Annotated in this window: 22 protein-coding genes and 2 tRNA genes; 15 read left to right on the top strand and 9 right to left on the bottom strand. The window is 62.2% G+C overall.

What is annotated here, in order from left to right; genetic code table 11:
- Positions 1-2 precede the first annotated feature (2 nt).
- Together LB545_RS12670 and LB545_RS12665 are read right to left on the bottom strand one after the other, a co-directional pair.
- Positions 3-1,007 carry a LysR substrate-binding domain-containing protein gene (locus tag LB545_RS12670; protein WP_140631167.1) on the bottom strand — a complete coding sequence of 335 codons (1,005 nt, stop codon included), beginning with the start codon at positions 1,005-1,007 and terminating at the stop codon, positions 3-5.
- A 152-nt stretch (positions 1,008-1,159) separates the two neighbouring features.
- A complete protein-coding gene (locus LB545_RS12665) occupies positions 1,160-2,455 on the bottom strand; it encodes an amidase (protein ID WP_224705172.1) in 1,296 nt (431 codons plus the stop codon).
- A 555-nt stretch (positions 2,456-3,010) separates the two neighbouring features.
- On the opposite strand from LB545_RS12665, the gene LB545_RS12660 reads away from it, so the two are divergent.
- The 3 genes from LB545_RS12660 (at position 3,011) to LB545_RS12650 (ending at position 5,280) form a co-directional block, all read left to right on the top strand.
- On the top strand, positions 3,011-3,796 hold the full coding sequence (locus LB545_RS12660) for a transporter substrate-binding domain-containing protein (protein WP_140495742.1): 786 nt from the start codon (positions 3,011-3,013) through the stop codon (positions 3,794-3,796).
- Between the two features lie 73 nt (positions 3,797-3,869).
- Positions 3,870-4,592: an ABC transporter permease gene (locus LB545_RS12655; protein WP_224705170.1), complete on the top strand. Its 723-nt coding sequence runs from the start codon at positions 3,870-3,872 to the stop codon at positions 4,590-4,592.
- Position 4,593: 1 nt separating this feature from the next.
- Positions 4,594-5,280 (top strand): ABC transporter permease, encoded by a 687-nt coding sequence (locus tag LB545_RS12650; protein WP_224705167.1) that lies wholly within the window; start codon positions 4,594-4,596, stop codon positions 5,278-5,280.
- Positions 5,281-5,728: 448 nt separating this feature from the next.
- Here the strand turns inward: LB545_RS12650 and LB545_RS12645 are convergent.
- Positions 5,729-5,803, bottom strand: a tRNA-Asn gene (locus tag LB545_RS12645).
- Positions 5,804-6,024: 221 nt separating this feature from the next.
- Between LB545_RS12645 and LB545_RS12640 the strand changes: the two genes are divergently transcribed.
- On the top strand, positions 6,025-6,285 hold the full coding sequence (locus LB545_RS12640; RefSeq protein WP_140495745.1) for a hypothetical protein: 261 nt from the start codon (positions 6,025-6,027) through the stop codon (positions 6,283-6,285).
- Between the two features lie 55 nt (positions 6,286-6,340).
- On the opposite strand, the gene LB545_RS12635 is transcribed toward LB545_RS12640, so the two are convergent.
- Complete coding sequence (locus tag LB545_RS12635; protein WP_140579773.1) at positions 6,341-6,592, bottom strand: hypothetical protein; 252 nt, start codon at positions 6,590-6,592, stop codon at positions 6,341-6,343.
- A 221-nt stretch (positions 6,593-6,813) separates the two neighbouring features.
- On the opposite strand from LB545_RS12635, the gene LB545_RS12630 reads away from it, so the two are divergent.
- The 4 genes from LB545_RS12630 to LB545_RS12615 all read left to right on the top strand — a co-directional run bounded on the left by LB545_RS12630 (position 6,814) and on the right by LB545_RS12615 (position 10,289).
- Positions 6,814-6,887: transfer RNA gene (locus tag LB545_RS12630), tRNA-Cys, on the top strand.
- 90 nt (positions 6,888-6,977) lie between these two features.
- On the top strand, positions 6,978-7,646 hold the full coding sequence (locus LB545_RS12625) for a protein-L-isoaspartate O-methyltransferase family protein (protein ID WP_140495747.1): 669 nt from the start codon (positions 6,978-6,980) through the stop codon (positions 7,644-7,646).
- A gap of 178 nt (positions 7,647-7,824) precedes the next feature.
- A complete protein-coding gene (locus tag LB545_RS12620) occupies positions 7,825-9,204 on the top strand; it encodes a TolC family outer membrane protein (RefSeq protein WP_140495878.1) in 1,380 nt (459 codons plus the stop codon).
- 257 nt (positions 9,205-9,461) lie between these two features.
- Positions 9,462-10,289, top strand: a complete 828-nt coding sequence (locus LB545_RS12615) for a PopZ family protein (RefSeq protein WP_224705165.1) — start codon at positions 9,462-9,464, stop codon at positions 10,287-10,289.
- A 193-nt stretch (positions 10,290-10,482) separates the two neighbouring features.
- On the opposite strand, the gene LB545_RS12610 is transcribed toward LB545_RS12615, so the two are convergent.
- Positions 10,483-12,027: an FAD-dependent oxidoreductase gene (locus LB545_RS12610; protein WP_140517150.1), complete on the bottom strand. Its 1,545-nt coding sequence runs from the start codon at positions 12,025-12,027 to the stop codon at positions 10,483-10,485.
- Between the two features lie 43 nt (positions 12,028-12,070).
- Between LB545_RS12610 and LB545_RS12605 the strand changes: the two genes are divergently transcribed.
- From LB545_RS12605 to LB545_RS12585, 5 genes are all read left to right on the top strand, one after another.
- Positions 12,071-12,568 (top strand): MarR family winged helix-turn-helix transcriptional regulator, encoded by a 498-nt coding sequence (locus LB545_RS12605; RefSeq protein ID WP_140517148.1) that lies wholly within the window; start codon positions 12,071-12,073, stop codon positions 12,566-12,568.
- Positions 12,569-12,827: 259 nt separating this feature from the next.
- On the top strand, positions 12,828-15,611 hold the full coding sequence (locus LB545_RS12600) for a valine--tRNA ligase (RefSeq protein WP_140521040.1): 2,784 nt from the start codon (positions 12,828-12,830) through the stop codon (positions 15,609-15,611).
- A gap of 359 nt (positions 15,612-15,970) precedes the next feature.
- On the top strand, positions 15,971-17,200 hold the full coding sequence (locus LB545_RS12595) for an OmpP1/FadL family transporter (RefSeq protein ID WP_140495753.1): 1,230 nt from the start codon (positions 15,971-15,973) through the stop codon (positions 17,198-17,200).
- 307 nt (positions 17,201-17,507) lie between these two features.
- Positions 17,508-19,232: a dihydroxy-acid dehydratase gene (ilvD, locus tag LB545_RS12590; protein ID WP_140495754.1), complete on the top strand. Its 1,725-nt coding sequence runs from the start codon at positions 17,508-17,510 to the stop codon at positions 19,230-19,232.
- Positions 19,219-20,046: a tetratricopeptide repeat protein gene (locus LB545_RS12585; RefSeq protein WP_140517142.1), complete on the top strand. Its 828-nt coding sequence runs from the start codon at positions 19,219-19,221 to the stop codon at positions 20,044-20,046. Before ilvD ends, LB545_RS12585 begins: the two co-directional genes overlap by 14 nt.
- Positions 20,047-20,082: 36 nt before the next feature.
- Here the strand turns inward: LB545_RS12585 and LB545_RS12580 are convergent, their stop codons facing one another.
- The 4 genes from LB545_RS12580 to erpA all read right to left on the bottom strand — a co-directional run bounded on the left by LB545_RS12580 (position 20,083) and on the right by erpA (position 22,014).
- Positions 20,083-20,400, bottom strand: a complete 318-nt coding sequence (locus LB545_RS12580) for a hypothetical protein (RefSeq protein WP_140564102.1) — start codon at positions 20,398-20,400, stop codon at positions 20,083-20,085.
- 64 nt (positions 20,401-20,464) lie between these two features.
- Positions 20,465-21,259 (bottom strand): exodeoxyribonuclease III, encoded by a 795-nt coding sequence (xth, locus tag LB545_RS12575; RefSeq protein ID WP_140495757.1) that lies wholly within the window; start codon positions 21,257-21,259, stop codon positions 20,465-20,467.
- Between the two features lie 7 nt (positions 21,260-21,266).
- A complete protein-coding gene (locus LB545_RS12570) occupies positions 21,267-21,659 on the bottom strand; it encodes a VOC family protein (protein WP_140495758.1) in 393 nt (130 codons plus the stop codon).
- Between the two features lie 7 nt (positions 21,660-21,666).
- Positions 21,667-22,014, bottom strand: a complete 348-nt coding sequence (gene erpA / locus LB545_RS12565; RefSeq protein WP_140495759.1) for an iron-sulfur cluster insertion protein ErpA — start codon at positions 22,012-22,014, stop codon at positions 21,667-21,669.
- Positions 22,015-22,141: 127 nt separating this feature from the next.
- Here erpA and LB545_RS12560 point away from each other — a divergent pair, with 127 nt between their 5' ends.
- Together LB545_RS12560 and argS are read left to right on the top strand one after the other, a co-directional pair.
- Positions 22,142-23,356, top strand: a complete 1,215-nt coding sequence (locus LB545_RS12560; RefSeq protein WP_224705163.1) for a deoxyguanosinetriphosphate triphosphohydrolase — start codon at positions 22,142-22,144, stop codon at positions 23,354-23,356.
- Between the two features lie 62 nt (positions 23,357-23,418).
- Positions 23,419-25,176: an arginine--tRNA ligase gene (gene argS, locus LB545_RS12555; protein WP_224705161.1), complete on the top strand. Its 1,758-nt coding sequence runs from the start codon at positions 23,419-23,421 to the stop codon at positions 25,174-25,176.
- The last annotated feature ends 61 nt before the right edge of the window (positions 25,177-25,237 follow it).

Below are 25,237 nucleotides of genomic sequence, written 5' to 3'. Positions count from 1 at the left end.
TTTCAGCGGTGAATGAAAACAGTTCTGTCGGCCTGGCGGCGAGGACCCAGGGCGGTGATTCCTGCCTCTACGCCATTCATAAAGCTTCGCGTCGTCTGGATGAGATGCTCGGTGAAGGCGTCCGCCGCCGTCGATGCAATGACACCCCAAGGCCGGTAGACGCTGAGGTTCAGATCGAGACGTGGCCGGAAATCCCTGATCTCGATCGGCAGGTCGCGTGCCAGCCACGCCGAAAGCCTGTCGACGACGCTCACGCCCGCCCCCGACGCGACAAGGGCGATGCACGCACTGGACAGGCTGGCCTCTATCTTCAACAGACGTCCCACTCCGCGTTCTTCGCACAAGGCATCGAGCTGCTGCCGCATCGGATCAGCGGAGCCCATCGCGATGAAGTCGAGACCGTCGAGATCTTCTGCCTGCACCACGTCGAGCTCAGCCAGACGGTGACCCGCCGGCATGACGCAAACCGGTGGGGTCGCTGTCAGCGCTCGCCTGACGATTGAAGAATTCTCGTCCGATGCCGTTACGCCTATTCCGATGTCGAGCTGATTGCGGCTCGCCCGCTGCACCACCGTGGCGGAGCTGCGGATATCCAGGGAAATCGACACGGATGGATGCTGTTTTGAGAAGCTCGTGATGATGGACGGCAGCAGCGTGGACCCGAAGGCCGGGAGCGCGCAGATGTTCAGCCTGCCACTTCGCAACTCGCGTATTTCCCTCGCGGCGCGCGAGATGCCGCGCGCGGACTCGAAAACGCGCTTAACCTCGGCATAGAGCATGTGCGCTTCAGGAGTGGGGATCAGCCGCTGCCGGCTTTTCCTGAACAGCTGGAAATCCGCCTTCTCGCTGAGTTGCTGGAGCATCTTGCTGACAGCCGGCTGCGTGATGTCAAGTGCGTCGGCCGCCTTGGTGGTTGTTCCATGCAGCATGACCGAAGCGAAGACCTCGATCTCGCGAGGCGTAAACTCTGCCTCCTTCGTGACGGTGTCCTTTTCGCCAAATTTCATGCCCGCTTACCTTGCCAGGCAGCTGGATCGCTGTGCGAAACAGCGAGCTGCGAACGCCAAGATTAATGGGAAGGGCCGGATGTTCCAAGAGGCGCGCGAAGGAAGTTTATTCCTGGAGGTTATGAACTTTCAGCGATTTGGCGGAGCTGATTTCAGTTGCCTGTCAACATTTCGGCGAGGTCGAGCAAACCGGCGTCCCGACCCGGACCTGCGGCAAGTTGCGCCGACACCGGAAGCCCGTCAGGAACCAACAAAGGAATAGCCAACGCCGGCATGCCAAGCATGTTTGCCCAGCGGCGGAAGCGGCCGCCGGCCATTCCCCACGGCACCATTTCCCCATTCACCTCGGTGAGTTCGTCGGAAAGCCGCGGCGCCGATCCAGGCGCCGTAGGGATGGCAAGAGCGTCCAGGCCCGCGATTTTCTCCAGAAACCGGCCTCGCACGCCGTTACGGATTTCGATGGCGCTATCATAGGCGCCGGCATGGATGCGAATGCCGCCCTGCAGGAATAAGTGAACCGCGTCGCCGACCATGTCCGGCTTCTGCTCGATTGCATTGCGGTAGATTCGCGCGAACTCACATTGGAGGATTGTCAGTCCCGCGGCAACGAACGCCTCCCTGTCGTCGAAGGTGATCTCGACCGTGCGCACTTCAGGACGATCGAGCATGGTAGCCAACGCGATATCGACTGACGTGTCGACGTGAGCGCCAAGCAGTTCGGGGCAGATGCCGATCGTGATGCCCGTTGTCGTTCTGCTGCCCCCGCTTGCCGACGGGGCGAGCCGTTTTCCGGCAAGCGCCTCGGTCATCAGGCGAACGTCCCTGACCGAGCGTGCAAGAACGCCGACGCAGTCCAGCGAAGGCGCTATGCTCATGACGCCCTGCACAGCGATCAGATCATTCGTCGGCTTGTAACCGAACAAGCCGGTTGCAGCAGCCGGGGATCGGTTTGACCCGCCGCTGTCCGTGCCAACCGCTGCCAGGCAAAAACCGGCCGCGACCGCTGCGGCCGACCCGCTGCTCGTGCCACCTGTCCCACGGTCCGGATCAAGCGGGTTGGCGACCTTGCCGTGCCAAGGGTTGTCATGGCCGCCGACGCACAGTTCGTGCAGGTTCGTCTTGCCGATGATGATGGCGCCGGCCGCCTGAAGATTGGCAATGCATGTTGCCGTTTCCGTCGCCACGTGATCCCGAAACAACCGGGAGCCAGCGGTTGTCGGCCAATCCTTGACATCGATAACGTCTTTGACCGCGATCGGCACGCCATGCAGCGGGCCGCGCCTGTGACCGGATCTGATTTCGCGCGTGGCCTGAAGCGCGGCGTCCAGGGCATCAGCTTCGGCCACGAATATCATGGCCTTGATGTGTTCATTCAGTTCCTGGATGCGATCGAGGCAACCCTCCATGATTTCCACGGGCGACAGGCCGGCAGCGATCTTTTCGCTCATCTCCTCGATCGACCGGTAAGGGCTGCTATTCATATGACGACCTTAGAGCGAACGGGCCGGGCCGACTGCATTGCGGCCGGCCATCCCGGAACCGGCCGACGATGCCACATCAGAAATTTGGTGGACAGTCGCGAGCTTATTCCCGTGGACGCGGGACTATCGCTGAAAACTCATAGTCGCGATCAATGGCGGCGTCGTGAACCGTTCAATTCAGCCCTGTCCTCGCACGCGCGGATCAACGAGCGGCGATCGTTTGCCGGTCGCCGGACTGCGTCACTCGAAGGGGCTATCGCTGTCATAACTATTGGTGATGAACCGCACGGCAGGGGGCATTAGATCGAGATCATTTGAACTGTTAGCGTTTTCAAACACCGCCCTGAAAGAAGGTCGACCGAGCCGAATGGCCAAGTTCGCATCGCCGACATCCGAACCAGTCCACGATGCTCGATGCTCCCGGCTGGTCACGGGCCGACGTCGAAAGATCGGCAGATGCCCGGCTACCAGCATCATCATTGCGGAAGATACAAATCCACATAAACAAAAAGGGGAACAATCATGAAAAAGCTTGCACTCGCCTTGTCACTGATCGTGGCGGTATTTGGCGCCGCCAATTCATCGTCGGCGGCCGACGATGTCATCCGTTTCGGTGTCGCCGCGGAGCCATACCCGCCTTTCTCCGTCAAGGATGCCAGCGGCACCTGGCAGGGCTGGGAAATCGACCTGATGAATGCCGTTTGCAAAGAGATGAAGGCGAAATGTGAGATCGTCGATATCGCCTGGGACGGCATCATTCCCGCGCTGTTGGCCAAGAAGTTCGACGTCATCTGGAGCTCGATGTCGATCACGGACAAGCGCAAGGAGGTGATCGATTTCACCGACAAGTACTACTATTCGCCCAACGTGCTTGTCGGCGCCAAGGCGGATACGCGGCAGTTCGACGTGACCAAGCCGGAGACATTCAAGGGGATTGCGGTCGCGGCACAGAGTGCCAGCCTGCAGGCGACCTACATGCAGGATAAGTTCAACGGCATTGCCGAAGTGAAGATCTATCCAACACTCGATGACGAAATCGCGGACATCCAGGCCGGACGCGTGGATCTCATGGCTGCGGCAGGCATCCAGATCCAGGATTTCTTGAAGAAGCCGGAGGGCCAAGCTTATGAAATCAAGGTGACGCTGCCGCATGAGAAAATGTTTGGATACGGCGACGGCGGCGGCCTGCGCAAGGAAGACACCGCTCTGAGGGACCGCCTCAATGCAGCACTCAAGGCGGTGCGCGCCAGCGGCGAGTACGAGACGATCACCAAGCGCTATTTCGATTTCAACATTTACGGCGATTGATCATCTGGTTCAGGCCCGGGAACGGCCGCCACGGGGCGGCCGTCGCCATCTTCATTGAACTGGAACGCGCTGTATGAACTCGACCGTGTCTTGGGCAACCCTGCTCAGCTTCGGGGACAAGGGCTGGGGCGACGAATTGCTTCTTGGCGCTTGCCTGAGCCTTGGAATTTCGATCAGCGCCTATCTCGTGGGCCTGACCCTCGGCCTCATGGGTGCGGTGGCCAAGATCTCGAAGAACCGCGTGGCGGTCTCCGCAGCCGTTGCCTATACGACAATCATCCGGTCCGTACCGGACATTCTCATCATATTTCTCGTCTACTATACCGCGACGGACGCGTTGCGCTGGGCCGTGAGCCTGGCGGGACTGACTTCCGAATTCCAGGTCAATGGGTTTGTCGCCGCGACGCTGTCGCTTGGGATCGTTCAAGGCGGCTACAGCACGGAGGTCCTGCGCGGCGCGATCGTGGCCATCCCGCGAGGTCAGGTCGAGGCAGCCTATTCACTCGGTCTGACACGGCGCCAGACCTTCTTCCTGGTGACCGTGCCGCAAATGGTTCCCCTGGCCTTGCCGGGGCTTGGCAATTTGTGGCTGGTCGTCTTGAAGGAAAGCTCACTGGTCAGCCTGATCGGTTTTACCGAGCTCGTTCTCGCCGGCAAGATGGCTGCCGGCGCGACGCGCGATTACTTCATGTTCTATTGCGCGATCGCGTTCGTGTTCCTCGCCATGTCGGGCATATCGGCGATGCTTTTCCATGCCCTCGAAACAGCCACCGTCCGTAGCGGGAGGCGGGGCTAGCGTGACTGAGTTTGGAGCCTACCTTGCCAATCAGCTTCTGGCCGGCGTCCAGGTCACCATAATCCTGTTCCTCGGCTGTGCGGTGGTCGGCAATTTGCTTGCCATCCCGGTTGCACTGGCCCGGCTATCCAACAGCAAATGGCTGCGATATCCAGCGGTTGCGTTTATCCTCGCGTTCCGGGGGACCCCGCTCTTGGTCCAGCTTTACCTCTGCTACTTCGGTATCGGCCAAATTCTCTCGGGTATCCCCTCGATCCGCTACAGCCCGCTCTGGCCCATTTTGCGAGGCGCGGACTTCTATGCGTTTTTTACCCTTTCCCTGAACACTGCGGCCTACTGTGGCGAGATTTGGAGAGGGGCGATACAGGCCATTCCAGAAGGGCAGCGTGAGGCCGGCCAATCGCTTGGCCTGTCGAAAACACGGATCATGATTTCCGTCCTTCTCCCGCAGGCTTTCAGGTTGGCTTTGCCGGCGATCGGCGGCCAGAATATCCTGCTTTTGAAGGGGACCGCACTGGCGTCGACGATCACGGTGTTCGAACTGATGGGCGCGGCGAACCTCGTTCGCGCGCAGACATTTCGGGTCTACGAGCCTCTGTTCGCCGCCGCGCTAGGATATTTCCTGCTGGCGGCATTGATCACTATCGGCTTTGGTTTCTTCGAGAGACGGCTTGCTCGACAACATTGAGCGGAACGGATCGGTGTATCGAGCCGCTGCGTGGAAGGCGACGTGACCTTCAGGCACGCCGAATTCGACATAGAATCGCGCCGCTTCGATGACCTCGCCAAATCCCGTTTTGCAAGCAGCGGCTATTTCGTCGCGGAACTGATCCCACTCTGTCGGGGCCGTTCGCGCGCTTGACCGCGTCGGACAAAAAACTTCTCGGCCCCTGCATGAACCCCAGGGTATTTCTTGAGGGCCTCCTGGTCAGTGGCGCCAAGCGGGCACGAGGTGTTCTCGCGTGCCCAAAATAACCCGAAGTTCTCCAGGGATTTTGCGCCTGTAGCGCCATCCGGCTTTGCCGCGTTTCTGAATGTGGTTCACGCCGATCGTCATAGCCCAGTGTACCCCGCAGTGTACCTCTGGGAGGCGAAACCCTTGCAGTGCTTGGGTTTAAAGACATTTCTGGATTAAGTGGCTCCCCGGGCCGGATTCGAACCAGCGACCAACCGGTTAACAGCCGGTTGCTCTACCACTGAGCTACCGGGGAACAGAGGCTCTCATGCGAGTGGCGCAGCCTATAGCAAACCCTTTTCGGCTTTGCAAAGAACCATTTCGCATTTTTCCGAGACTTTTTCGCTCAGGCGTTTCTCGCAATCGGCGGCGTTCGTCCTCATATTAGCCGTCTTGCGAGGGGCGCGGAACCGAATGCGCGGTCGCGGCTTTCGTCAAGTGACATCCTCAAGCCACCAGACGGACCAGCCATTCGAGATGACTGCAGCAGAAGAAAACCAGGCACCGGCGCGAAAGATATCGGTCTTCGGGCGCAAGTTCACCATGCCGCGTTCGCGCGGCCTCAGGATTGCAATCGGCGTGCTTTTGACGATTGGCGGCATTCTGGGGTTCTTGCCGATTCTCGGTTTCTGGATGGTGCCGCTCGGACTTTTGGTGCTCTCCTACGAATTCGCCATGGTGCGCCGCCATCGGCGCCGGTTCGTCGTCTGGTGGGAACGGCGGCGCCGGCCGGATTGATCGGCCACGCCGGGGACCTTGCCCGGCTTCGTCGCGGCGGCCTTTGGGGCCCGAATCAAATCGCAGCGCTATCCTGCGTTCCAGTGCTCGCCTCCTCCGGGGCGTCCTGCTGGCCTGCTCTCAGATCCTCGCTGATTTCCTTCAGGACGGCGGAAGCCGAGGCAAGGCGCGCGCGGTCGCGCGGCGAAAGCCGGCCGGTGCCTTCTATCTTGAGGCAATCCATGGCGTAGCGCACCAGCTCCTCGCACCCCAGCAGCGGTGAGCTGTCCGCATTGTTGGTCGACTCGTCAGGTTTGGCCAGCCGCATGGCGCAGTCCTCCTCGGCCTCAACGCAGCCCGGTGCGCGGAGTTTCTCTCGATCATCCGCCATGCTTAACGGCTTGCTAACGCAGCTCGAACCGCCCTGTCTCGCATTTGGGGCGGGGTGCGGGGACTGGCGCAGGCGAAACCGTCGCGAATGCATTGTCGCCGCTTGACGGCTTTTTCGCCGCAACCTATTGGAACCGGGTGGAACGCCGGGAGTAACGAGGCCTCGTGGCGGAGTGGTTACGCAGAGGACTGCAAATCCTTGCACCCCGGTTCGATTCCGGGCGAGGCCTCCAATCTCCGGGCTCCCGCGCGTCAGCGCAGGGAGCTCGCCGTTCCCGTCTAAATGAACCGCGATGTGGCGCGGCAAGCGGATTGGTTGGGACATGAGCGCTGATTTCTCCGAGCTTCGCGTCAAGATGGTCGATGGCCAGATCCGCACCACCGACGTGACCAGCACGCCGCTGCTCGACGCCATGCTTTCCGTGCCGCGCGAGCTTTTCGTCGACGAACGCCAGCGCAATCTCGCCTACATCGACGAAGACATCCGCATCGCGGACGGCCCCGGCGGCGCGCGATATCTGATGGAGCCTTCGCCGCTGGCCAAGCTGATGCAACTGGCCGAGATCAGTCAGGCTGATTCGGTCCTCGATGTCGGCTGCGGCACCGGCTATGCCTCGGCCATCCTGTCGCGACTGGCGGGCTCCGTGGTGGCGCTTGAAAGTGATTCGGCGCTGGCCGAAACCGCAAAGTCGGTGCTCTCATCGCTGGGCTGCGGCAATGTGACCGTGGTCCAGGGCCCGCTGCCGCAGGGATATGCGGCCAAGGCGCCCTACGATGTCGTCTTCGTGGGCGGCAGCGTTGGCAAAGTGCCGGCGGCGCTGCTCGACCAGCTCGCCGAAGGCGGCCGCCTCGTCGCGGTCGAAGGGCAGGGCAATTCTGGCGTGGCGCGGCTTTTTTTCAAAGCAGGGGGGGTTGTAACCGGTAGACGGGCATTTAATGCGGCAATTAAGCCACTACCCGGGTTCGAACGTGAGCATGCTTTCGAATTCTGAATGATTTGGCCTTGCAGCAGAGGCTTTGTCATGGTCGCTTGCATTTGAACAATCGTTGCTGATCCCAATGGGGGCACTTTGGGCCGAGCGACAGGGAACATTCTGACACGCCGCTCCGGTTCTCTAAGGAGAAGCCGGTGCGGCGTGGTTCCCATGGAAAACGAATGAGGGTTTAATGGTGCCGTCTCTACGCAAGTCACTTTTCACCGCCGTCCTCGTTTCGGCGACCGCGCTTTCCCCGCTGGCCGCCTCGGCCGAAACCATCTCCGGCGCGCTTGCAAAGGCCTATCAATACAATTCCTCGCTGAATGCCTCCCGAGCCGGCGTACGCGTCACCGATGAGAGCGTGGCCATCGCCAAGTCCGGCTGGCGCCCGACCATCACCGGGACGGCCGACACGAATTATGTGAATACCCGTGCCAGCGGCGCCAACGTCAAGACGGGGTCGGCCAGTGTGGCCATCGTCATAAACCAGAGCCTGTTCGACGGCTTCCAGACGAGAAACAATGTGGCGGCAGCCGAATCGCGGGTCAAGGCATCCGTCGAAAGCCTGCGCAACACCGAGGAGAACACGTTGTTGAGCGCGGCCACGGCCTATATGGACGTGATTCGCGACCGGCAGATCGCGGTGCTGACGGAGCAGAATCTGCAGTTCCTGACCGAGCAGGCGCGCGCCGCGCGCTCACGGTTCGAGGTCGGCGAAGGCACGCGCACCGACGTTGCGCAGGCCGATGCGTCGCGCGCTTCCGCCGTGGCGTCGCTCAGCGCCGCCCGCGCGCAGGCGCTGGCAAGTGCGGCGAGCTATCACCAGATCGTCGGTGACGAGCCGGGCAAGCTCAGGCCTGCCTCGCCATTGGCCAGGCTGCTGCCGCCGAGCCTCGATTCGGCGATAGCCATCGCCTCGGCCGAGCATCCGGCGATCCTCGCCACCCAGCATCTGGTCGATGCGGCCGCGTTTTCGGTGAAGTCGTCCGAGGGCGCATTGCTGCCGCAGCTTTCCGCGTCGGCCGGCATTTCGGAGGATTATCTGCATCGCAATCCCGACCTCCAGGGGAGCAACGGCGGTTCGACCTCGGCCAACATCGGTGCGACACTGACGATCCCGATCTATTCGGGCGGCCGCACCTCGGCGGTCGTGCGACAGAACAAGGAATCGCTTGGCGAGGCCCGCATCCAGGTCGATGTCAGCCGCGACCAGGTGCGCCAGGCCGTCGCCTCGGCGTGGTCGCAATACACCGCCGCGCAGCAGAGCGTCGCCGCCAACAGGCAGGTGATCGACGCCGCTCAACTGGCGCTGAACGGTGTCATCGAGGAACGCAATGTCGGCCAGCGCACCACGCTGGACGTGCTCAACGCGCAGGCCACCGTCATCACCGCCAAGATCAACCAGGCAAATTCCGAGCACGACGTTGTGGTGGCGAGTTATGCCATCCTGTCGGCGATCGGCCGCCTCTCGGCCGAGCGCCTTGCGCTGCAGGCGACGAAGTACAGGCCTGAAGAGCACTACAATGCCGTCAAGGACAAGTGGATCGGCCTGCGCACGCCGGATGGCCGCTAAACTCCACAGATTCGAGTAGTTCTCTCGAAGCGACCCGGCGTTCGATCGAAACGCCGGTCGCTTCGTTGTTTGCGCAACTGCGCCGGCAACCCGTCACATGCTTTTCGACGAATTGCGCTAATCTGTTGAAATCCCACATGTCCCCAGAATGGGGATTCTCGTACGGCGCTCCGTCGGTTACGCTGTCGCCATGATTCGAATCCGGCTTTTACCGGAGCGGAAGTCTGTAACAGGTCACAAGGGCGGCGGATGTGACGATGGCAACGGCAAGCAGCGCACAGCGCGAACCTTCCATGGAAGAGATACTGGCTTCCATCAGGAGGATCATCGAGGACAGCGACAGCGGCCGCAAGCAGCCGGACGATGCCGATGACTTGCGGCAGGATCTGAAGCCGGCGGGCGCCGCTCCCGACGTCGATGCGTTCCGCGCCGAATTGCATGCCGCTCCCGAGGTCAGGAAGCCGGTCACGCTGGCGGAGGTGCAGGCACAGACATCGGCGGCCGAACCAACGGTCGCGCGCATGGAAGCGCCGGAGCGAACCGATCCCGTGGCACCAAGGGCGTCGATGACGCTTGCCGAGGTGAGCGCCCGGATCGCCGCCGAGCCGCTGCCCGCCGAAAGGACCGACAGGCCCGCGACGCCCGAGGCCGGCGCGGCAAGCGATGCCATCGTCGCCGATTGGCGCCGCGAGATCGCAGCGGTCGGCGAGCAGGCGAAGGCGATACCAGGCATTCGCAAGCCGGTTGTCCAGCCCGAAGCGCCGGTGGACGAGCCGATGCCGGAGCCGGCGTTCGAGCGGACCCCTTCGATCGCCGCCCCGGCGAGCACCGACGAGGCGCGCAAGGCGGCGGATGAAACGCCTGCGGCCCGTCCGGCAATCCTTTCCGAGCATACGGGCCGGCAGGTCGCCGCGGCCTTTGGCGAACTCTCCGACGCCTTTGCCAGCCGCAGCAAGAAGACATTCGACGAGATGGCCGAGGAGATGCTGCGGCCGATGCTGCAGGACTGGCTGGACAACAACCTGCCAACGCTGGTCGAGCGCCTGGTGCGCGAGGAGATCGAGCGCGTGGCGCGCGGCGCGTAATGATTTTCCCGGGTCGCCTTAGGTGGCTAGTTGGACACCGCTGCGCCTTCACCCTGGCGCAGGCACGGTAATCTCAGGATCGGCACGTCGAAGGAGGCGGTGGCCGCAATAATAGCTCCGATGATGGCGATTGCCACGACCACGCCGCTCCACGCTTCATATAGGCCCGACCCAAGCATAGAGCCCGCCAACCTCATTGTTCGAACATATCTCGGCAGTCTTTCGGGTCTTCTCCGGGTTGGACTAGGCCCATGCGGGCCAAATAGGTTTCGAGCTTCGCGGTTCGGTCTGCATCAAGAATCGCCATCACACCGATATATCCGTCCGGCCGGATCAGCACACACTCGCCCGGTGCCAGTGCATAAGCATCGCGAAGGTGTCCCCAGGCATCGATGACATCGCCTTGCGGGCCGATGTGGTGGACATGCAGCCCCTTGAGTGGCCCAACCGTCTCTCTCCCGGCTTGATGAACAAGCAGTGTCCAATGCGGCCCTTGCAGCAATTGGAACAGTCGCCATGGTTGCCCCGCCGCGCCCCTGATTTGGGCATCCGGCGCGCGGTCCCCCGCGTGCGGGCCGCTGCTGCGTTCGGCCATTTCCCTGGAGAGCGGCGATTCCGGATAGGCGATATCGAGCTGGCGCACCTCGCGGCCGCGGTGCATTCCACCCTGTTTCTGGGTGTCGAGCAGCCGGGTCGAAAGGCCGAGAACCGATTCTGCGACCGGACGTCGTTCCTGCTCATAGGTGTCGAGCAGGCAATCATCCGCGCCGTCGAGGACGGCGGCAAGTTTCCAGCCCAGATTATAGGCATCCTGCACGCTGGTGTTCAGGCCCTGGCCGCCGGTTGGCGGATGGATATGAGCTGCATCGCCAACGAGGAATACCCGATCGACCCGGTAGCGATCGGCAAGCCGGGCGTTCATCAGGTAGGCCGACGCCCAGGCGACCGAATCCACCCGCACGTCGCCGCGGCCGGTCCGCTCATTAATCAAGCGCCCCAGCTGTTCTGCTGAGAGGTCCACTTCGCCGTCCAGCAGAATGGGTGCCTGAATCTGGAAGAGATCGGTTCCGGCGAGCGGGCAAATCGCGACCATTCGCTCCATGTCACCGTCGTTGAACTGGTGCCACGCATCGCGGTCCAGCCCGGTCAACAGCACATCCGCCACGACCGCACGCACGCCCAGCGTCTTGCCGGGGAAATTCAAGCCGAGCGCGCCGCGCACGAAGCTGTGCCCGCCGTCCGCCCCGACAAGATAGCGTGCGCGAACGGTTTGCTCGCCATTCGGCCCCGCAAGACGTGCCATGACACCGTTCTCACCTTGCTCGAACCCAACCAACTCACATCCGTACTCGACCCTATGGCCTAGTTCTGCCAGCCGCTCTCGCATGATCCGCTCGGTGAGGAATTGCGGAATCATTAGCGCGATGGCGTAAGGCTCTGCCGGCGTCGGATCGGGGCGCTCGCCGGTGTCCTTTTCGATATAGCTGCCGTCATCGCCATACACGCGCATCGGCGGATAGACGCCGCCTGCGGCAACGACCCTGTCGAGAATGCCAAGATCTTCGAAAATCTCCTGTGTCCTCGGCTGGATGCCCTTGCCGCGCGAGCCACGGAAGGGTTCGCTCATCTTCTCAATGAGCTGGAAGGATATACCGCGCCGTGCAAGCTCGATCCCCAGCGTCAGGCCAGCCGCTCCTGCGCCGCAGATGAGCACATCTGCCGCAAAACCGTTTGTCATGTCGATCTCCTTGTGTGTAAAATGCACATAATGGAGAGTCGGAGTGCTGTCAATGAAAAGCGTGAAAAATACACATATTGGGAGTCATCAGATTCGTGAACTCCACGGAGCGCTGATCGAGATTGCCAGCCTTATGAACCGGCCTCAGCGCGATGAGCAGATGGTAAAGGAGGCCGGAATTGCGCTCGACCGCGCACTGTTTCCTCTGCTGGTCGGGATAGAGCGGCTTGGGCCGATAGGGATAGTGGACCTCGCCGACCGGGCTGGCCGCGATTACACCACTGTCAGCCGTCAGGTGGCGAAGCTCGAAAGCCTTGGCCTGGCCGTGCGCCGGCAGAGCGAGACAGACCGCCGCGTGAATGAGGCTGTCGTCACGCCAAAGGGCAAGGCGATGACCGACAAGATCGACGCAGCACGAGAGAGAAACGCTCGCGCCGTTTTCGAAAGCTGGGACGCACACGACATCGACGAACTCGTGCGGCTCATGCGCAAGTTCGCCGAAGCTTTGAAAGAAAAACCAGAGGACTCCAGCGCGTCCTGAGACGTCGCACTATTCCTCGTTTCGTACGACGCGAGCTGGCATTTGGGATTGGGCGGCGTAGGCGTGCAATGCCTCTCCGGCTGGAGCCGGTGACAGTGCCGACGCCACCAGGGATTGTCGCATACGGGACAGACACTATCTGAACGGTGATCCTCTTTCTGTTGTGCCGGTTGCCGAGGCGGCCCCTACGGTTGACTCGGTCAAAGCCTTCCGATTTACACCGGACCAGCAAAAATCCGACAGCGCGGACCATTTTCCCATGCTTGAAAAGACCTACGACGCCAAAACCGTCGAACCGAAGATTGCCAAGGTGTGGGAAGAGGCCGACGCGTTTCGCGCCGGCGCCGGCGCCGAGGAGGGGGCTGAGGCCTTCACCATCGTCATCCCGCCGCCCAACGTCACCGGCTCGCTGCATATGGGCCACGCGCTCAACAACACGTTGCAGGATATTCTCGTTCGCTTCGAGCGCATGCGCGGCAAGAACGTGCTGTGGCAGCCGGGCATGGACCATGCCGGCATCGCCACGCAGATGGTGGTCGAGCGGCAGTTGATGGAAAAGCAGATCCATCGCCGCGACCTCACCCGTGAACAGTTCATCGAGAAAGTGTGGGAGTGGAAAGCCGAATCCGGGGGCGCGATCCTCAACCAGCTGAAGCGGCTCGGCGCCTCGGCCGACTGGTCGCGCGAACGCTTCACCATGGACGAAGGCCTGTCCAAGGCCGTGCTCGAAGTGTTCGTCACGCTCTACAAGGAAGGCCTGATCTACAAGGACAAGCGCCTTGTGAACTGGGATCCCAAGCTGCTCACCGCGATCTCCGATCTCGAGGTCGAGCAGCAGGAGGTCAACGGCAATCTCTGGCACTTCCGCTATCCCGTCGAAGGCGTGGCCTTCGATCCGGAAAACCCGAAGACCTTCATCATCGTGGCGACGACGCGCCCCGAGACGATGCTGGGCGATACGGCCGTCGCCGTGCATCCGGACGACGAGCGCTTCCGGCACCTGGTCGGCAAGAATGTCGTCCTGCCGATCGTCGGCCGCAAGATTCCCGTGGTGGCGGATGAGTATTCCGACCCCGAGAAGGGCTCTGGCGCGGTCAAGATAACGCCGGCGCATGACTTCAACGACTTCGAGGTAGGCAAGCGCCACAAGCTGCCGGCGATCAATATCCTCACCGTCGAGGCGGCGGTAAACCTCAGGGACAACGAGGATTTCCTCGCCGGGCTCGAGGTGACGCCGGAGCGCCAAGCCGTCTGGGATGAACTCAACGGCCTTGACCGCTTTGTCGCGCGCAAGAGGATCGTCGAATTGATGGAAGAAGGCGGCTTCCTCGACAAGGTCGAGCCGCATCGCCACGCCGTGCCGCATGGTGATCGCGGCGGCGTGCCGATCGAGCCGTTCCTGACCGAGCAGTGGTATGCAAACGCCGCCGAACTGGCCAAGCCGGCGATCGCCTCGGTGCGCGAGGGGCGTACCAAGATCATACCCGCGAATTGGGAAAAGACGTACTTCCAGTGGATGGAGAACATTGAACCCTGGTGCATCTCGCGCCAGCTTTGGTGGGGCCACCAGATTCCGGCATGGTATGGGCCGGACGGGCGCGTCTTCGTCGAGAAGACGGAGGAAGAGGCGCTGAGTGCCGCGATCGAATATTATCTGGCGCTCGAAGGACCCTGGAAGGCCTGGGTCGAGGACAAGCTCGAGAATTTCCAGCCGGGCGAAATCCTGACCCGTGACGAGGACGTGCTCGATACCTGGTTTTCCTCGGCGCTGTGGCCGTTCTCGACGCTGGGCTGGCCGGATGAGACGCCGGAGCTGAAAACCTACTACCAGACCGACGTGCTGGTGACCGGCTTCGACCTGATCTTCTTCTGGGTCGCGCGCATGATGATGATGGGCCTGCACTTCATGGACGAGGAGCCGTTCCACACCGTGTACATGCACGCGCTGGTGCGCGACAAGAACGGGCAGAAGATGTCGAAGTCGAAAGGCAACGTCGTCGACCCGCTTGACCTCATCGACGAATATGGCGCCGACGCGCTGCGCTTCACGCTGACGGTGATGGCGGCGCAGGGGCGTGACGTGAAGCTCGACCCGGCGCGCATTGCCGGCTACCGCAATTTCGGCACCAAGCTTTGGAACGCGACGCGCTTCGCCGAGATGAACGAAGTCGCGCGCAACGACGATTTCTGGCTGAACGACGCTAAGCTGGCGGTCAACCGCTGGATCCTGACCGAGCTGACGCGCGCCGCGCGAGAGGTCACGGACGGCATCACCTCATATCGCTTCAACGAGGCGGCGGGGGCGGCCTACCGCTTCGTCTGGAACCTGTTCTGCGACTGGTATCTGGAGCTGCTGAAGCCGGTGTTCATGGGCACGGACGAGGCGGCCAAGGCCGAAAGCCGCGCCTGCGTCGCCTTCGTGCTCGACGAAATCTACAAGCTCCTGCATCCGATGATGCCGTTCATGACCGAGGAACTTTGGGCGCAGACCGCGGGCGAGGGCAAGGAGCGCGCTTCGCTGCTTTGCCATGCCGCGTGGCCGTCGCCGGATTTCGAGGACGCTGAAGCGGCCGCCGACATCAACTGGCTGGTTGATCTCGTCTCCGGCATTCGTTCCGTGCGTTCGGAAATGAACGTGCCGCCGGCAGCCATCGCGCCGCTGATGGTGATCGGAGCCAACACGCTTACCCGCGAACGGCTGGGGCGCCACGCCGCCGCGATCAAGCGGCTGGCGCGCGTCGGCGACATCTCGCAGGTTGACGCCGCACCCAAGGGCTCGGCGCAGATCGTGCTCAACGAGGCAACGGTCTGCCTGCCGCTCGGCAGCCTGATCGATCTCGCCGCCGAGGCCGCGCGCTTGCAGAAAGAACTGGCCAAGGTGACCGAGGAGATCGCACGCCTGCACAAGAAGCTGTCGAACGAAAGATTCGTCGCCAGCGCGCCGGCCGAGATCGTGGAAGCCGAGCGTGAAAAGCTGGCCGAATACCGCGAGGCGCAGGGCAAGCTTTCGGTGGCGCTGGCCAGGGTTCGCGAAGCGGGTTGAGGGCAGATTCGGGAGACTTTAGGGCCCTCTAAAATGGGGTGGCTTTTTGCCTCGAAACCGGCATTCCGTAGCGTTAATGTTGACGTAAACGGAAGTTTTCGCCCCATTGTTGCCATAATGTAACAATGGGGCATTCGACTGCTCAAAACTGATTATTTTTGGCCTTTTTGGCCGATTTTCTCCCGTTTTTCTGAGTGAGACACGCCCGGCGAACCGTTTTTCTGCCTCGCTGCGCTGGTCTGCATTTTGTCCGGAATGCGTCCGGTGGACATGTACATGTACGCCCCAAGAATTCGTTGTTGCACCGTTAACCCGAATTGGTTCTAGCTGGATGCACTGACTATTCGGGGAGGACATCCATGAACAATCTGCGTTTGAAAGCACTGCTGGGGGCAGGGTGCTTTTCGCTGGCTTTGCTGGGGACGGCAATGAGCTCGGCACATGCCGGCGGCCTGGAACGTGGCGGCTACGATATCGACCTGCTGTTTGATCCGGCGCCGTTCGCGACGGACGCGGAAGCGACCTATGTGATGCCGGACCGTAAGTACGAGAATGCGCGTGGTCCCGGCGGAGCCAATCTCGGCCTTGGTACCTCGGCCGACGGAGCCGAGGGCTATTGGGTACCGCGCATAGGAATGAAGGCCCAGGTTGTGCAGGGCGTCGACTGCATGGTCGATTATTCGCAGCCTTGGGGCGCGCATACCGCACCAGGTATGTGGAACGGAGCGCTTTCTAACGTCGAGACCGATATCAAGAGCAACAATTACGCCGGCACCTGTTCCTACAAGTTTGATGCTGGCAAGGGCCAGCTCCGCTTTATCGGCGGGTTGTTCTATCAGGACATTTCAGGCTTCAAGGAAAGCTTGGTCGGTTTTACTCCCCTCGGACAACCGCTGCTTGGTCGTGTCGATCTGGAGGCTAACGGTTGGGGCTGGCGCGCCGGCGTTGCCTACGAAATCCCTGATATCGCGCTCCGCGCCAGCTTGGTCTACAATTCGAAAGTCAAGCTAGACAACATTTCGGGCACACTCACCTTACCAGCTATTCTTGGAGGTTCTCGGCCGATCTATGGCGCAGAGGAGTCGATGCCGGATTCGCTGGAACTGAAACTGCAGTCCGGTATTGCGCCTGACTGGCTGGCCTTCGGCTCAATCAAGTGGGTCAACTGGAGCGTGCTGCAGAGCGTTCCGATCTGTCCAACAATTGCGCCTGGGGCGGCTTGCTTCACGAACGGCCCGGGTCAGGTGACGTCGCTCGACCTGATGTATCGTGACGGCTGGACCGTTTCAGGTGGTATCGGCCACAAGTTCAATGATCAATGGAGTGCCGCCGGTCAATTGACCTGGGATCGTGGCACCTCGCATGGCTATGGTGCGCAGACCGATACGTGGACCCTGGGCGGCGGCGTCGCCTATACGCCGCAGCCCAACATCGAAGTGCGGCTCGCTGGAGCGGTCGGCGTTTTGACCAGCGGCCACTCGGGGACATTGGCTGGTGAGAACGGCTATGTTGCAGGCGAGGATGCCAGCTACGATTTCGGGAATGATCTGATCACGGCGATCTCTGGTGGTGTGAAGATCAAGTTCTAAGTCTCTGTAAAATCAAATGAAAGGCCGGGCAATGCCCGGCCTTTTTCGTTCCGGGGCTGTGGCCGAGCCTGTCGGCCCCAGGGCTGCGTTGCAGATAAACCGCACCAGCTCCGCCTCGTGTCGTTGTGATGTTTTGGCAACACTTTCTGAACAACCCCTGCGCTAGAAGTCAGGCCGACGAAATTGCCCATTTCCCGCCATAAACCCGGCGCACCTCGATCTTGTCTCGGGACACGCGCCAAAAGGCTCGGCGATGGGAGCAGGCCGCACCGCCCTCTTGCGAGGAAGATGTGGGGCAAGGAAGAGTATGGACGCCAAAGTCATCTCCAAGGCTAAGCTCCCCAGCCGCTATGTGACCGTCGGTCCGGCGCGTGCGCCGCATCGCTCCTATCTCTATGCCATGGGCCTGTCGGCGGCCGAGATCGCACAGCCGCTGGTCGGCGTCGCCTCCTGCTGGAACGAAGCGGCGCCCTGCAACATTTCGCTGATGCGCCAGGCGCAAGTGGTCAAGAAGGGCGTCGCGGCCGCCAACGGCACGCCGCGCGAATTCTGCACCATCACCGTCACCGACGGCATCGCCATGGGCCACCAGGGCATGAAGTCGTCGCTGGTGTCGCGCGAGGTCATCGCCGATTCGGTGGAGCTCACCATGCGCGGGCATTGCTACGACGCGCTGGTCGGGCTCGCCGGCTGCGACAAGTCGCTGCCCGGCATGATGATGGCCATGGTGCGGCTCAACGTGCCGTCGATCTTCATCTATGGCGGCTCAATCCTGCCCGGCAGCTACCGCGGCCGCCAGATCACCGTGCAGGATGTGTTCGAAGCGGTCGGCCAGCACTCGGTCGGCACGATCGGCGATGCCGAACTGCTTGAAATCGAGCAGGCCGCCTGTCCCTCGGCCGGCTCCTGCGGCGCCCAGTTCACCGCCAACACGATGGCGACCGTGGCCGAGGCGATCGGCCTGGCACTGCCCTATTCCTGCGGCGCGCCGGCGCCTTATGAAATGCGCGACCGTTTCAACTTCGCCTCCGGCGAAAAGATCATGGAACTGATCGCCAGGAACATCCGGCCGCGCGACATCGTCACGCTGAAAGCACTGGAGAACGCGGCGACGGTGGTTTCGGCCACCGGCGGCTCGACCAATGCGGCGCTGCATTTGCCGGCCATAGCGCATGAGGCCGGCATCAAGTTCGACCTGTTCGATGTCGCCCGGATTTTCGAGAAGACGCCATACATCGCCGACCTCAAGCCCGGCGGCAAATATGTCGCCAAGGACATGTTCGAGGCCGGCGGCATTCCGCTGTTGATGAAGACGCTGCTCGACCACGGCTACCTGCATGGCGATTGCCTGACGGTCACTGGCCGCACTTTGGCCGAAAATATGGAGCATATTGCCTGGAATGAACACCAGGATGTGGTCCGCCCGGCCGACAGACCTATTACCCAAACCGGCGGTGTCGTGGGCTTGAAGGGAAACCTTGCCCCCGAAGGCGCGATCGTGAAGGTCGCGGGCATGACGGAGTTGAAGTTCTCCGGCCCGGCGCGCTGCTTCGATTCGGAAGAGGAATGTTTCGAAGCGGTGACGCATCGCAACTACCGGGAAGGCGAAGTTCTCGTCATCCGCTACGAAGGGCCGCGCGGCGGACCTGGCATGCGCGAGATGCTGTCGACGACGGCGGCACTCTACGGCCAGGGCATGGGTGGCAAGGTGGCGCTGATCACAGACGGCCGTTTCTCGGGCGCGACGCGCGGCTTCTGCATCGGCCATGTCGGGCCCGAGGCCGCCGTTGGCGGTCCGATTGGCCTCATCCGGGACGGCGATGTGATCTCCATCGATGCCGTGAACGGCACGATCGATGTGGCGTTGTCCGATAGGGAACTGGCTGCGAGGGCAAAGAGTTGGAAGGCGCGCACAACCGACTATCAGTCCGGCGCGATATGGAAATACGCACAGACGGTAGGTTCCGCCCGCGACGGCGCGGTCACCCATCCGGGCGGTGCGAAAGAAACACACTGCTATGCGGACATCTGAGTTGTTGAGGTCGTCTGTCCTTCCGGCACTGGTCGCGTTAGCGATCTTTGGCGCCGTCGGCCAGGCCATGGCCTTCGACGACAAGGTATTCGACGACAAGACCGGCGTGAAGCCGCAGTCGAGCCCCTGGGCGGTGTTCCAGTTCGGTTTCTCCGCCTACAAGAACGGCCACAAGGAACAGGCCGCGGAGGCCTATAAATACGCCGCCGAGAACGGCCAGATCGGCGCTACCTGGAAGCTTGCCCGCATGTATGCCGAGGGTGACGGCGTGGCGCGCGACGATTACGAGGCGTTCAAGTTCTTTTCGGAGATCGTCGATCAGGACGTCGAGCCCGGCTCACCGGAAGAAAGCTACGTTTCCGACGCGCTGGTGGCGCTGGGCGACTACCTGCGCAAGGGCATTCCCGGCAGCCCGGTGACCGAGAACGAAGTGGCGGCCCAGGAATATTACATGCGCGCCGCCGCCAACTACCGCAACCCGAATGCCCAGTTCGAGATGGGGCAGATGTTCCTGAAGGGCGAGGGCGGCGTGAAGGCCAGCGTCAAGCAGGCCGGGCGCTGGTTCCAGCTCGCCGCCGAAAAAGGCCATGCCGGCGCGCAGGCGACGCTTGGCCATCTGTTGTTCCAGAGCGGCAAGATCGTGCGCGGCCTGGCGATGATGACGGCAGCACTCGAACGTGCGGCGCCCGCCGACCAGCCCTGGATCCGCGGCATGCAGGAGGAGGCCTTTGCCGCCGCCGGCGAAGCCGACCGCCGCACAGCGATCTCGCTCGCTGACGACATCCTGACCAAGGGCAACAGCGCCGATCAGTAAGGATGATCTCCCCACGAGGAGATCGCTAATCAGACATTAATTCTCGGTCGGCTCCGCCGGCACCATGCTGGGAGCCGGCGCCGAGATCGGCGTCATCCGCCGGTGCGGCGCCAGCGTGTCTTGCGGGCAGCTGTCCCCGACTTTCGTCCATGAGGTGTTGTTGAGCACCATCTCGCAGCGGGCGAGGTGGCTCTTGTCGGCGATCGTCAGACAGGCGACCTGGCCGACCGGGTAGGATTTTCCATTGGCAAGACATTCCTCGGCGGCGAAAGCCGCCGCAGGGACGGCGATAGCGAATGCCAGGCCGATCGGACAAAGGACAAGTCGTATGGTCATGGGAACCCCAGCCGCCATGATGATCTCCCATCATGCGCCTGATTGTGGCGATACGAGGTCCAGCGCGGGCCCGGGGTCTCCCTCAGGCCGGCAGCAAATCGAGATCGATGGCCACCGGCACGTGGTCGGACGGTTTTTCCCAGGCGCGCACATGCTTTTCGATCGAGGCCGATGAAAACCGGTTGGCGGCCTCGGGCGACAGCAGCAGGTGGTCGATGCGGATGCCGTTGTTCTTCTGCCAGGCGCCGGCCTGGTAGTCCCAGAAGGTGAAGGTGTCGCCCGCATCGGTGACCGAACGCACTGCTTCGGTGAAGCCGAGATTCTTCAGCCTGCGGAACGCCTGCCGCGTCTGCGGCTGGAACAGCGCATCATTCAGCCAGTTCTCCGGGAACTTCGCGTCGACAGGTTCGGGAATGACGTTGTAGTCACCGGCCAGCACCAGGGCTTCCTCCAGCCTCAGCCGCTCCTCGGCCCAGCGCTCCAGCCGTGCCATCCAGGACAGCTTGTAGGAGAATTTCCTCTCGTCATCGATCGGATTGCCGTTCGGCAGATAGAGCGAGGCGACGCGCAATGCGCCCTTGTCGGTCGAGAACACGCCTTCGATGAAGCGCGCGTGCTCGTCGGCGTCGTCGCCGGGCAGACCTCTGATGACCTCGTCGAAGCGCAGTTTCGACAGCAGGGCGACGCCATTGAAACCCTTCTGGCCGTGGGTTTCCACATTGTAGCCAAGCGCCTCGATCTCGGCGCGCGGGAACTGCTCGTCGACCGTCTTGATCTCCTGCAGGCAGACGATGTCGGGGGCGCTTTCGGTCAGCCAATGGGTGAGATTGCCGATGCGGGCGCGAATGCCGTTGATGTTCCAGGTGACGATCTTCATGGCGGCCTCAATGTTCTTCCGGGGCAAGACGTTCGACCAGGCCGATCGTATTGCCTGCGGGATCCTTTAGAAAGGCCATCCACTCGCTTTCCCCCGCCGGACCGAACTGGCCCTCGGTGTCGCGATGAACAAGCGTTGGAGGCGCGGTGAAGGGAACGCCCGCAGCTTTCGCGCCGGCGTGGAAATCCTCGAGACCTGATATGTCGAGATAGACGGTTCCGGCCGGAATGCCGTCGGTGAACAGCAGCCGCACGCTGCCGGCCATGATGAAGGCGATGCCCGGCGGATCGTAACGCACATGCACGCTCATCCCGAGCACGTCGCACCAGAAGGCCAGGGTCGCGTCGAGGTCTCGCCCGGCCGAGAGCGCGACCTGACGAACCGCGCCAATGGCAGGCATGTTGTTCCTAAATGGAGAAGCTTGTGCCGCAGCCGCAGGAGGCGACCGCATTCGGGTTGCGGATCTGGAACGACTGGCCCATCAGGTCGTCGACGAAATCAATCACCGACCCGCCCATATAGACCAGCGACAGATCATCGATCAGAACCGTGGCGCCGTCCTTCTCGATGGCGACATCGTCGTCGTTGCGCGCGTCGACCAGATCGAACTTGTAGGAAAAGCCGGAGCAGCCGCCGCCTTCGACGGAAACGCGCAACGCCGTCTTGCCGGCCTCGTCCGACACAATCTTGGCGATCCGCCTTGCGGCGGCATCGGTCATCTCGACTTTCATGGCGGTCTTGGCATCCGCGCCCATGGGCGTCACCTTGCTTTCGGTTTCACATGATAGGTATGAAGCGCGAAGGGCCAAGTCAACCGGCCATAGTCTGGCGGCCATAGTCTAGCGGCCAAAGTCAGGCGGCCAAAGTCAGGCGGCATCGACCATGACCAGCGAGTTGGGCGACATCGGATTCGGCTATAGGCCCCGCGCGGCCTATGCCAGCGATCCGGCGCGCTCGCGCGGGCGCCTGTTCGAAGAGGTCGAAAGCCCGACCCGTACGCCGTTCCAGCGCGACCGCGACCGCATCATCCATTCCACCGCGTTCCGCCGGCTGAAACACAAGACGCAGGTCTTCATCGCCCATGAAGGCGATCATTACCGTACCCGGCTGACCCATTCGATCGAGGTGGCGCAGATCGCACGCGCCCTGGCGCGGGCGCTGCGCGGCGACGAGGATCTGGCTGAAGCGGTGGCGCTGGTGCATGATTTCGGCCACACGCCCTTCGGCCACACCGGCGAGGACGCCCTCAACGAGAAGATGGCTGATTGGGGCGGCTTCGACCACAACGCGCAATCGCTGCGCATCGTGACAAGGCTGGAAGCGCGCTACGCCGAGTTTGACGGACTGAACCTGACCTGGGAAACGTTGGAAGGCCTGGTCAAGCACAATGGTCCGCTGACCGATGCCAACGGCAAGGGCCTGAAGGGTCCGGTGCCGCAGGCGATCCGCGACTATTCGGAACTGCACGACCTCGAACTCGACCGGTTCGCCGGCATCGAGGCGCAGTGTGCTGCGATCGCCGACGACATCGCCTACAACACGCACGACATCGACGACGGCCTGAGGGCGGGGCTGCTGACGCTGGACATGCTGAAGGCCGTCTCGCTGCCGGGGACCATCCTGGAGGGGGTGCGCGCGCGCTATCCCAATCTCGACGAGGTGTGCACCGGCCACGAGCTGATGCGGCGCCAGATCACCGCCATGGTCGAGGACGTGATCAGGTCGACCACCGCCAACCTGGAACGCACCGGGCCGCGGAGCGCCGATGCGGTGAGGGCGGCGGGCGAGACGATGGTGACCTTTTCCGCCGAAATGGCCATCGCCGAGAAAGAGCTGAAGGCCTTTCTCTACAAACACCTCTACCGGCACAAGGAAGTCATGCGCGTGCGCGCCGATGCGGAGCGGATCGTCAGGGACCTGTTCGACGTCTATTTCGCCGATCCGCGCGCCATGCCGGACGGCTGGCGCGAGGGGCTCGACCGGGCCGAGGATCGCATCAAGGCGCGCAGCGTGGCCGACTTCCTGGCGGGGATGACCGACACCTACGCGCTGAAGGAACACCGCCGTTTGTTTGACCATACGCCGGATTTGAGCTAGGGCGGGCTCGATTTTGCCGGCCAACAAGCCGGATTCCCTGCAAAGCCGCCAGAGTCATACCCATGAACATCTTCGCCGACTTCACCGCGCGAATCATAAAAGCCGTCGAGACGCTTGATCTGAAAGACAATGACGGCGTTTCGCCCGACCTGTCGCGCATCGCCGTCGAGCCGCCGCGCGATGCCAGCCATGGCGATCTTGCGACCAATGCGGCAATGGTGCTGGCCAAGCCCACCGGCCAGAACCCGCGGGTGCTGGCTGAGCGCCTGGCGCTCGCGCTGCGGGACGACAAGGATATCGCGGCCGCCGAGGTTGCTGGCCCGGGCTTCGTCAATTTGCGGCTCAAGGACGGTTTTTGGCAGGCACATCTCACGATGCTTCTGGGCGAGGGCCGCAATTACGGCCGCTCCAGCATCGGCGGCGGCAGGAAGGCCAATGTCGAATATGTATCGGCCAACCCGACGGGGCCAATGCATGTCGGCCATTGCCGTGGCGCCGTCGTTGGGGATGCGCTTGCCAATCTGATGGCCTTTGCCGGTTACGACGTGACCAAGGAATATGTCATCAACGACGCCGGCTCGCAGATCGACGTTCTCGGCCGCTCGGCGATGCTGCGTTATCGCGAGGCGCTTGGCGACGAGGTCGGCGAGATTCCGGCCGGGCTCTATCCAGGCGACTATCTGGTCCCGGTCGGGCAGGCGCTGGCCAAGGAATTCGGCCGGTCCTTGCTGCAGATGCCGGACCAAGAGGCGCTCGCCATCGTCAAGGACCGCACCATCGACGCGATGATGGCGATGATCCGCGAGGATCTGGCGCTGCTCAACGTGCATCATGACGTGTTCTTCTCCGAGCGCACGCTGCACGCCGACAATGCCAGGAAGATCCGCTCGGCGATAAACGACCTGACGCTGAAGGGCCATATCTACAAAGGCAAGCTGCCGCCGCCCAAGGGCGAGAGGCCGGACGACTGGGAAGATCGCGAACAGACCCTGTTCCGTTCGACGGCGGTCGGCGACGACATGGACCGGGCGCTGGTCAAGTCGGATGGTTCGTTCACCTATTTCGCCGCCGACGTCGCCTATCTCAAGGACAAGGTCGATCGCGGCTTCGTCGAGCTGATCTACGTGCTCGGCGCCGACCATGGCGGCTACGTCAAGCGGCTGGAAGCGCTGGCGCGGGCGATCGCCGGCGACGAGGTGAAGCTCACGGTTCTTCTGTGCAACCTGGTAAAGCTGTTTCGCGATGGCGAGCCGGTGCGCATGTCCAAGCGGTCCGGCGATTTCGTGACGCTGCGCGAGGTTGTGGAGGAAGTCGGCCGCGACCCCATCCGCTTCATGATGCTCTATCGCAAGAACGATGCGCCGCTCGATTTCGACTTCGCCAAGGTGACCGAGCAGTCCAAGGACAATCCGGTGTTCTATGTGCAGTACGCTTCGGCGCGCTGCCATTCGGTATTCCGGCAGGCGAGCGAGCAGTTGGGAGAGGCCAATTTCGATCGCAACAGTCTGGCGGCTGCCGTGGCGTTGCTGACCGACGAAGGCGAGATCGGCCTGATCAGGAAACTCGCTGAATATCCACGGTTGATCGAGTCGGCGGCACTTGCGCTCGAGCCGCATCGGCTGGCATTCTACCTCTACGATCTGGCCTCAAGCTTCCACGGGCACTGGAACCGCGGCACCGATAATCCGGACTTACGTTTTGTTAAGGTTAACAACCGACAATTGACGCATGCCAGACTAGGGCTGGTGCAGGCTGTTTCGGATGTCTTGACGTCCGGCCTGACGCTGATCGGCGCCGCGGCGCCCACCGAAATGCGTTAGGTTTGACTAAAAAACCTGTCACCTTTTGCCCACATTGCGCTGGTAAGGGCCAACCCTGCGC

This window comes from Mesorhizobium sp. BR1-1-6, assembly GCF_020165355.1.
Lineage (GTDB): Bacteria > Pseudomonadota > Alphaproteobacteria > Rhizobiales > Rhizobiaceae > Mesorhizobium.
This window is presented reverse-complemented; position numbering and strand designations above follow the sequence as displayed.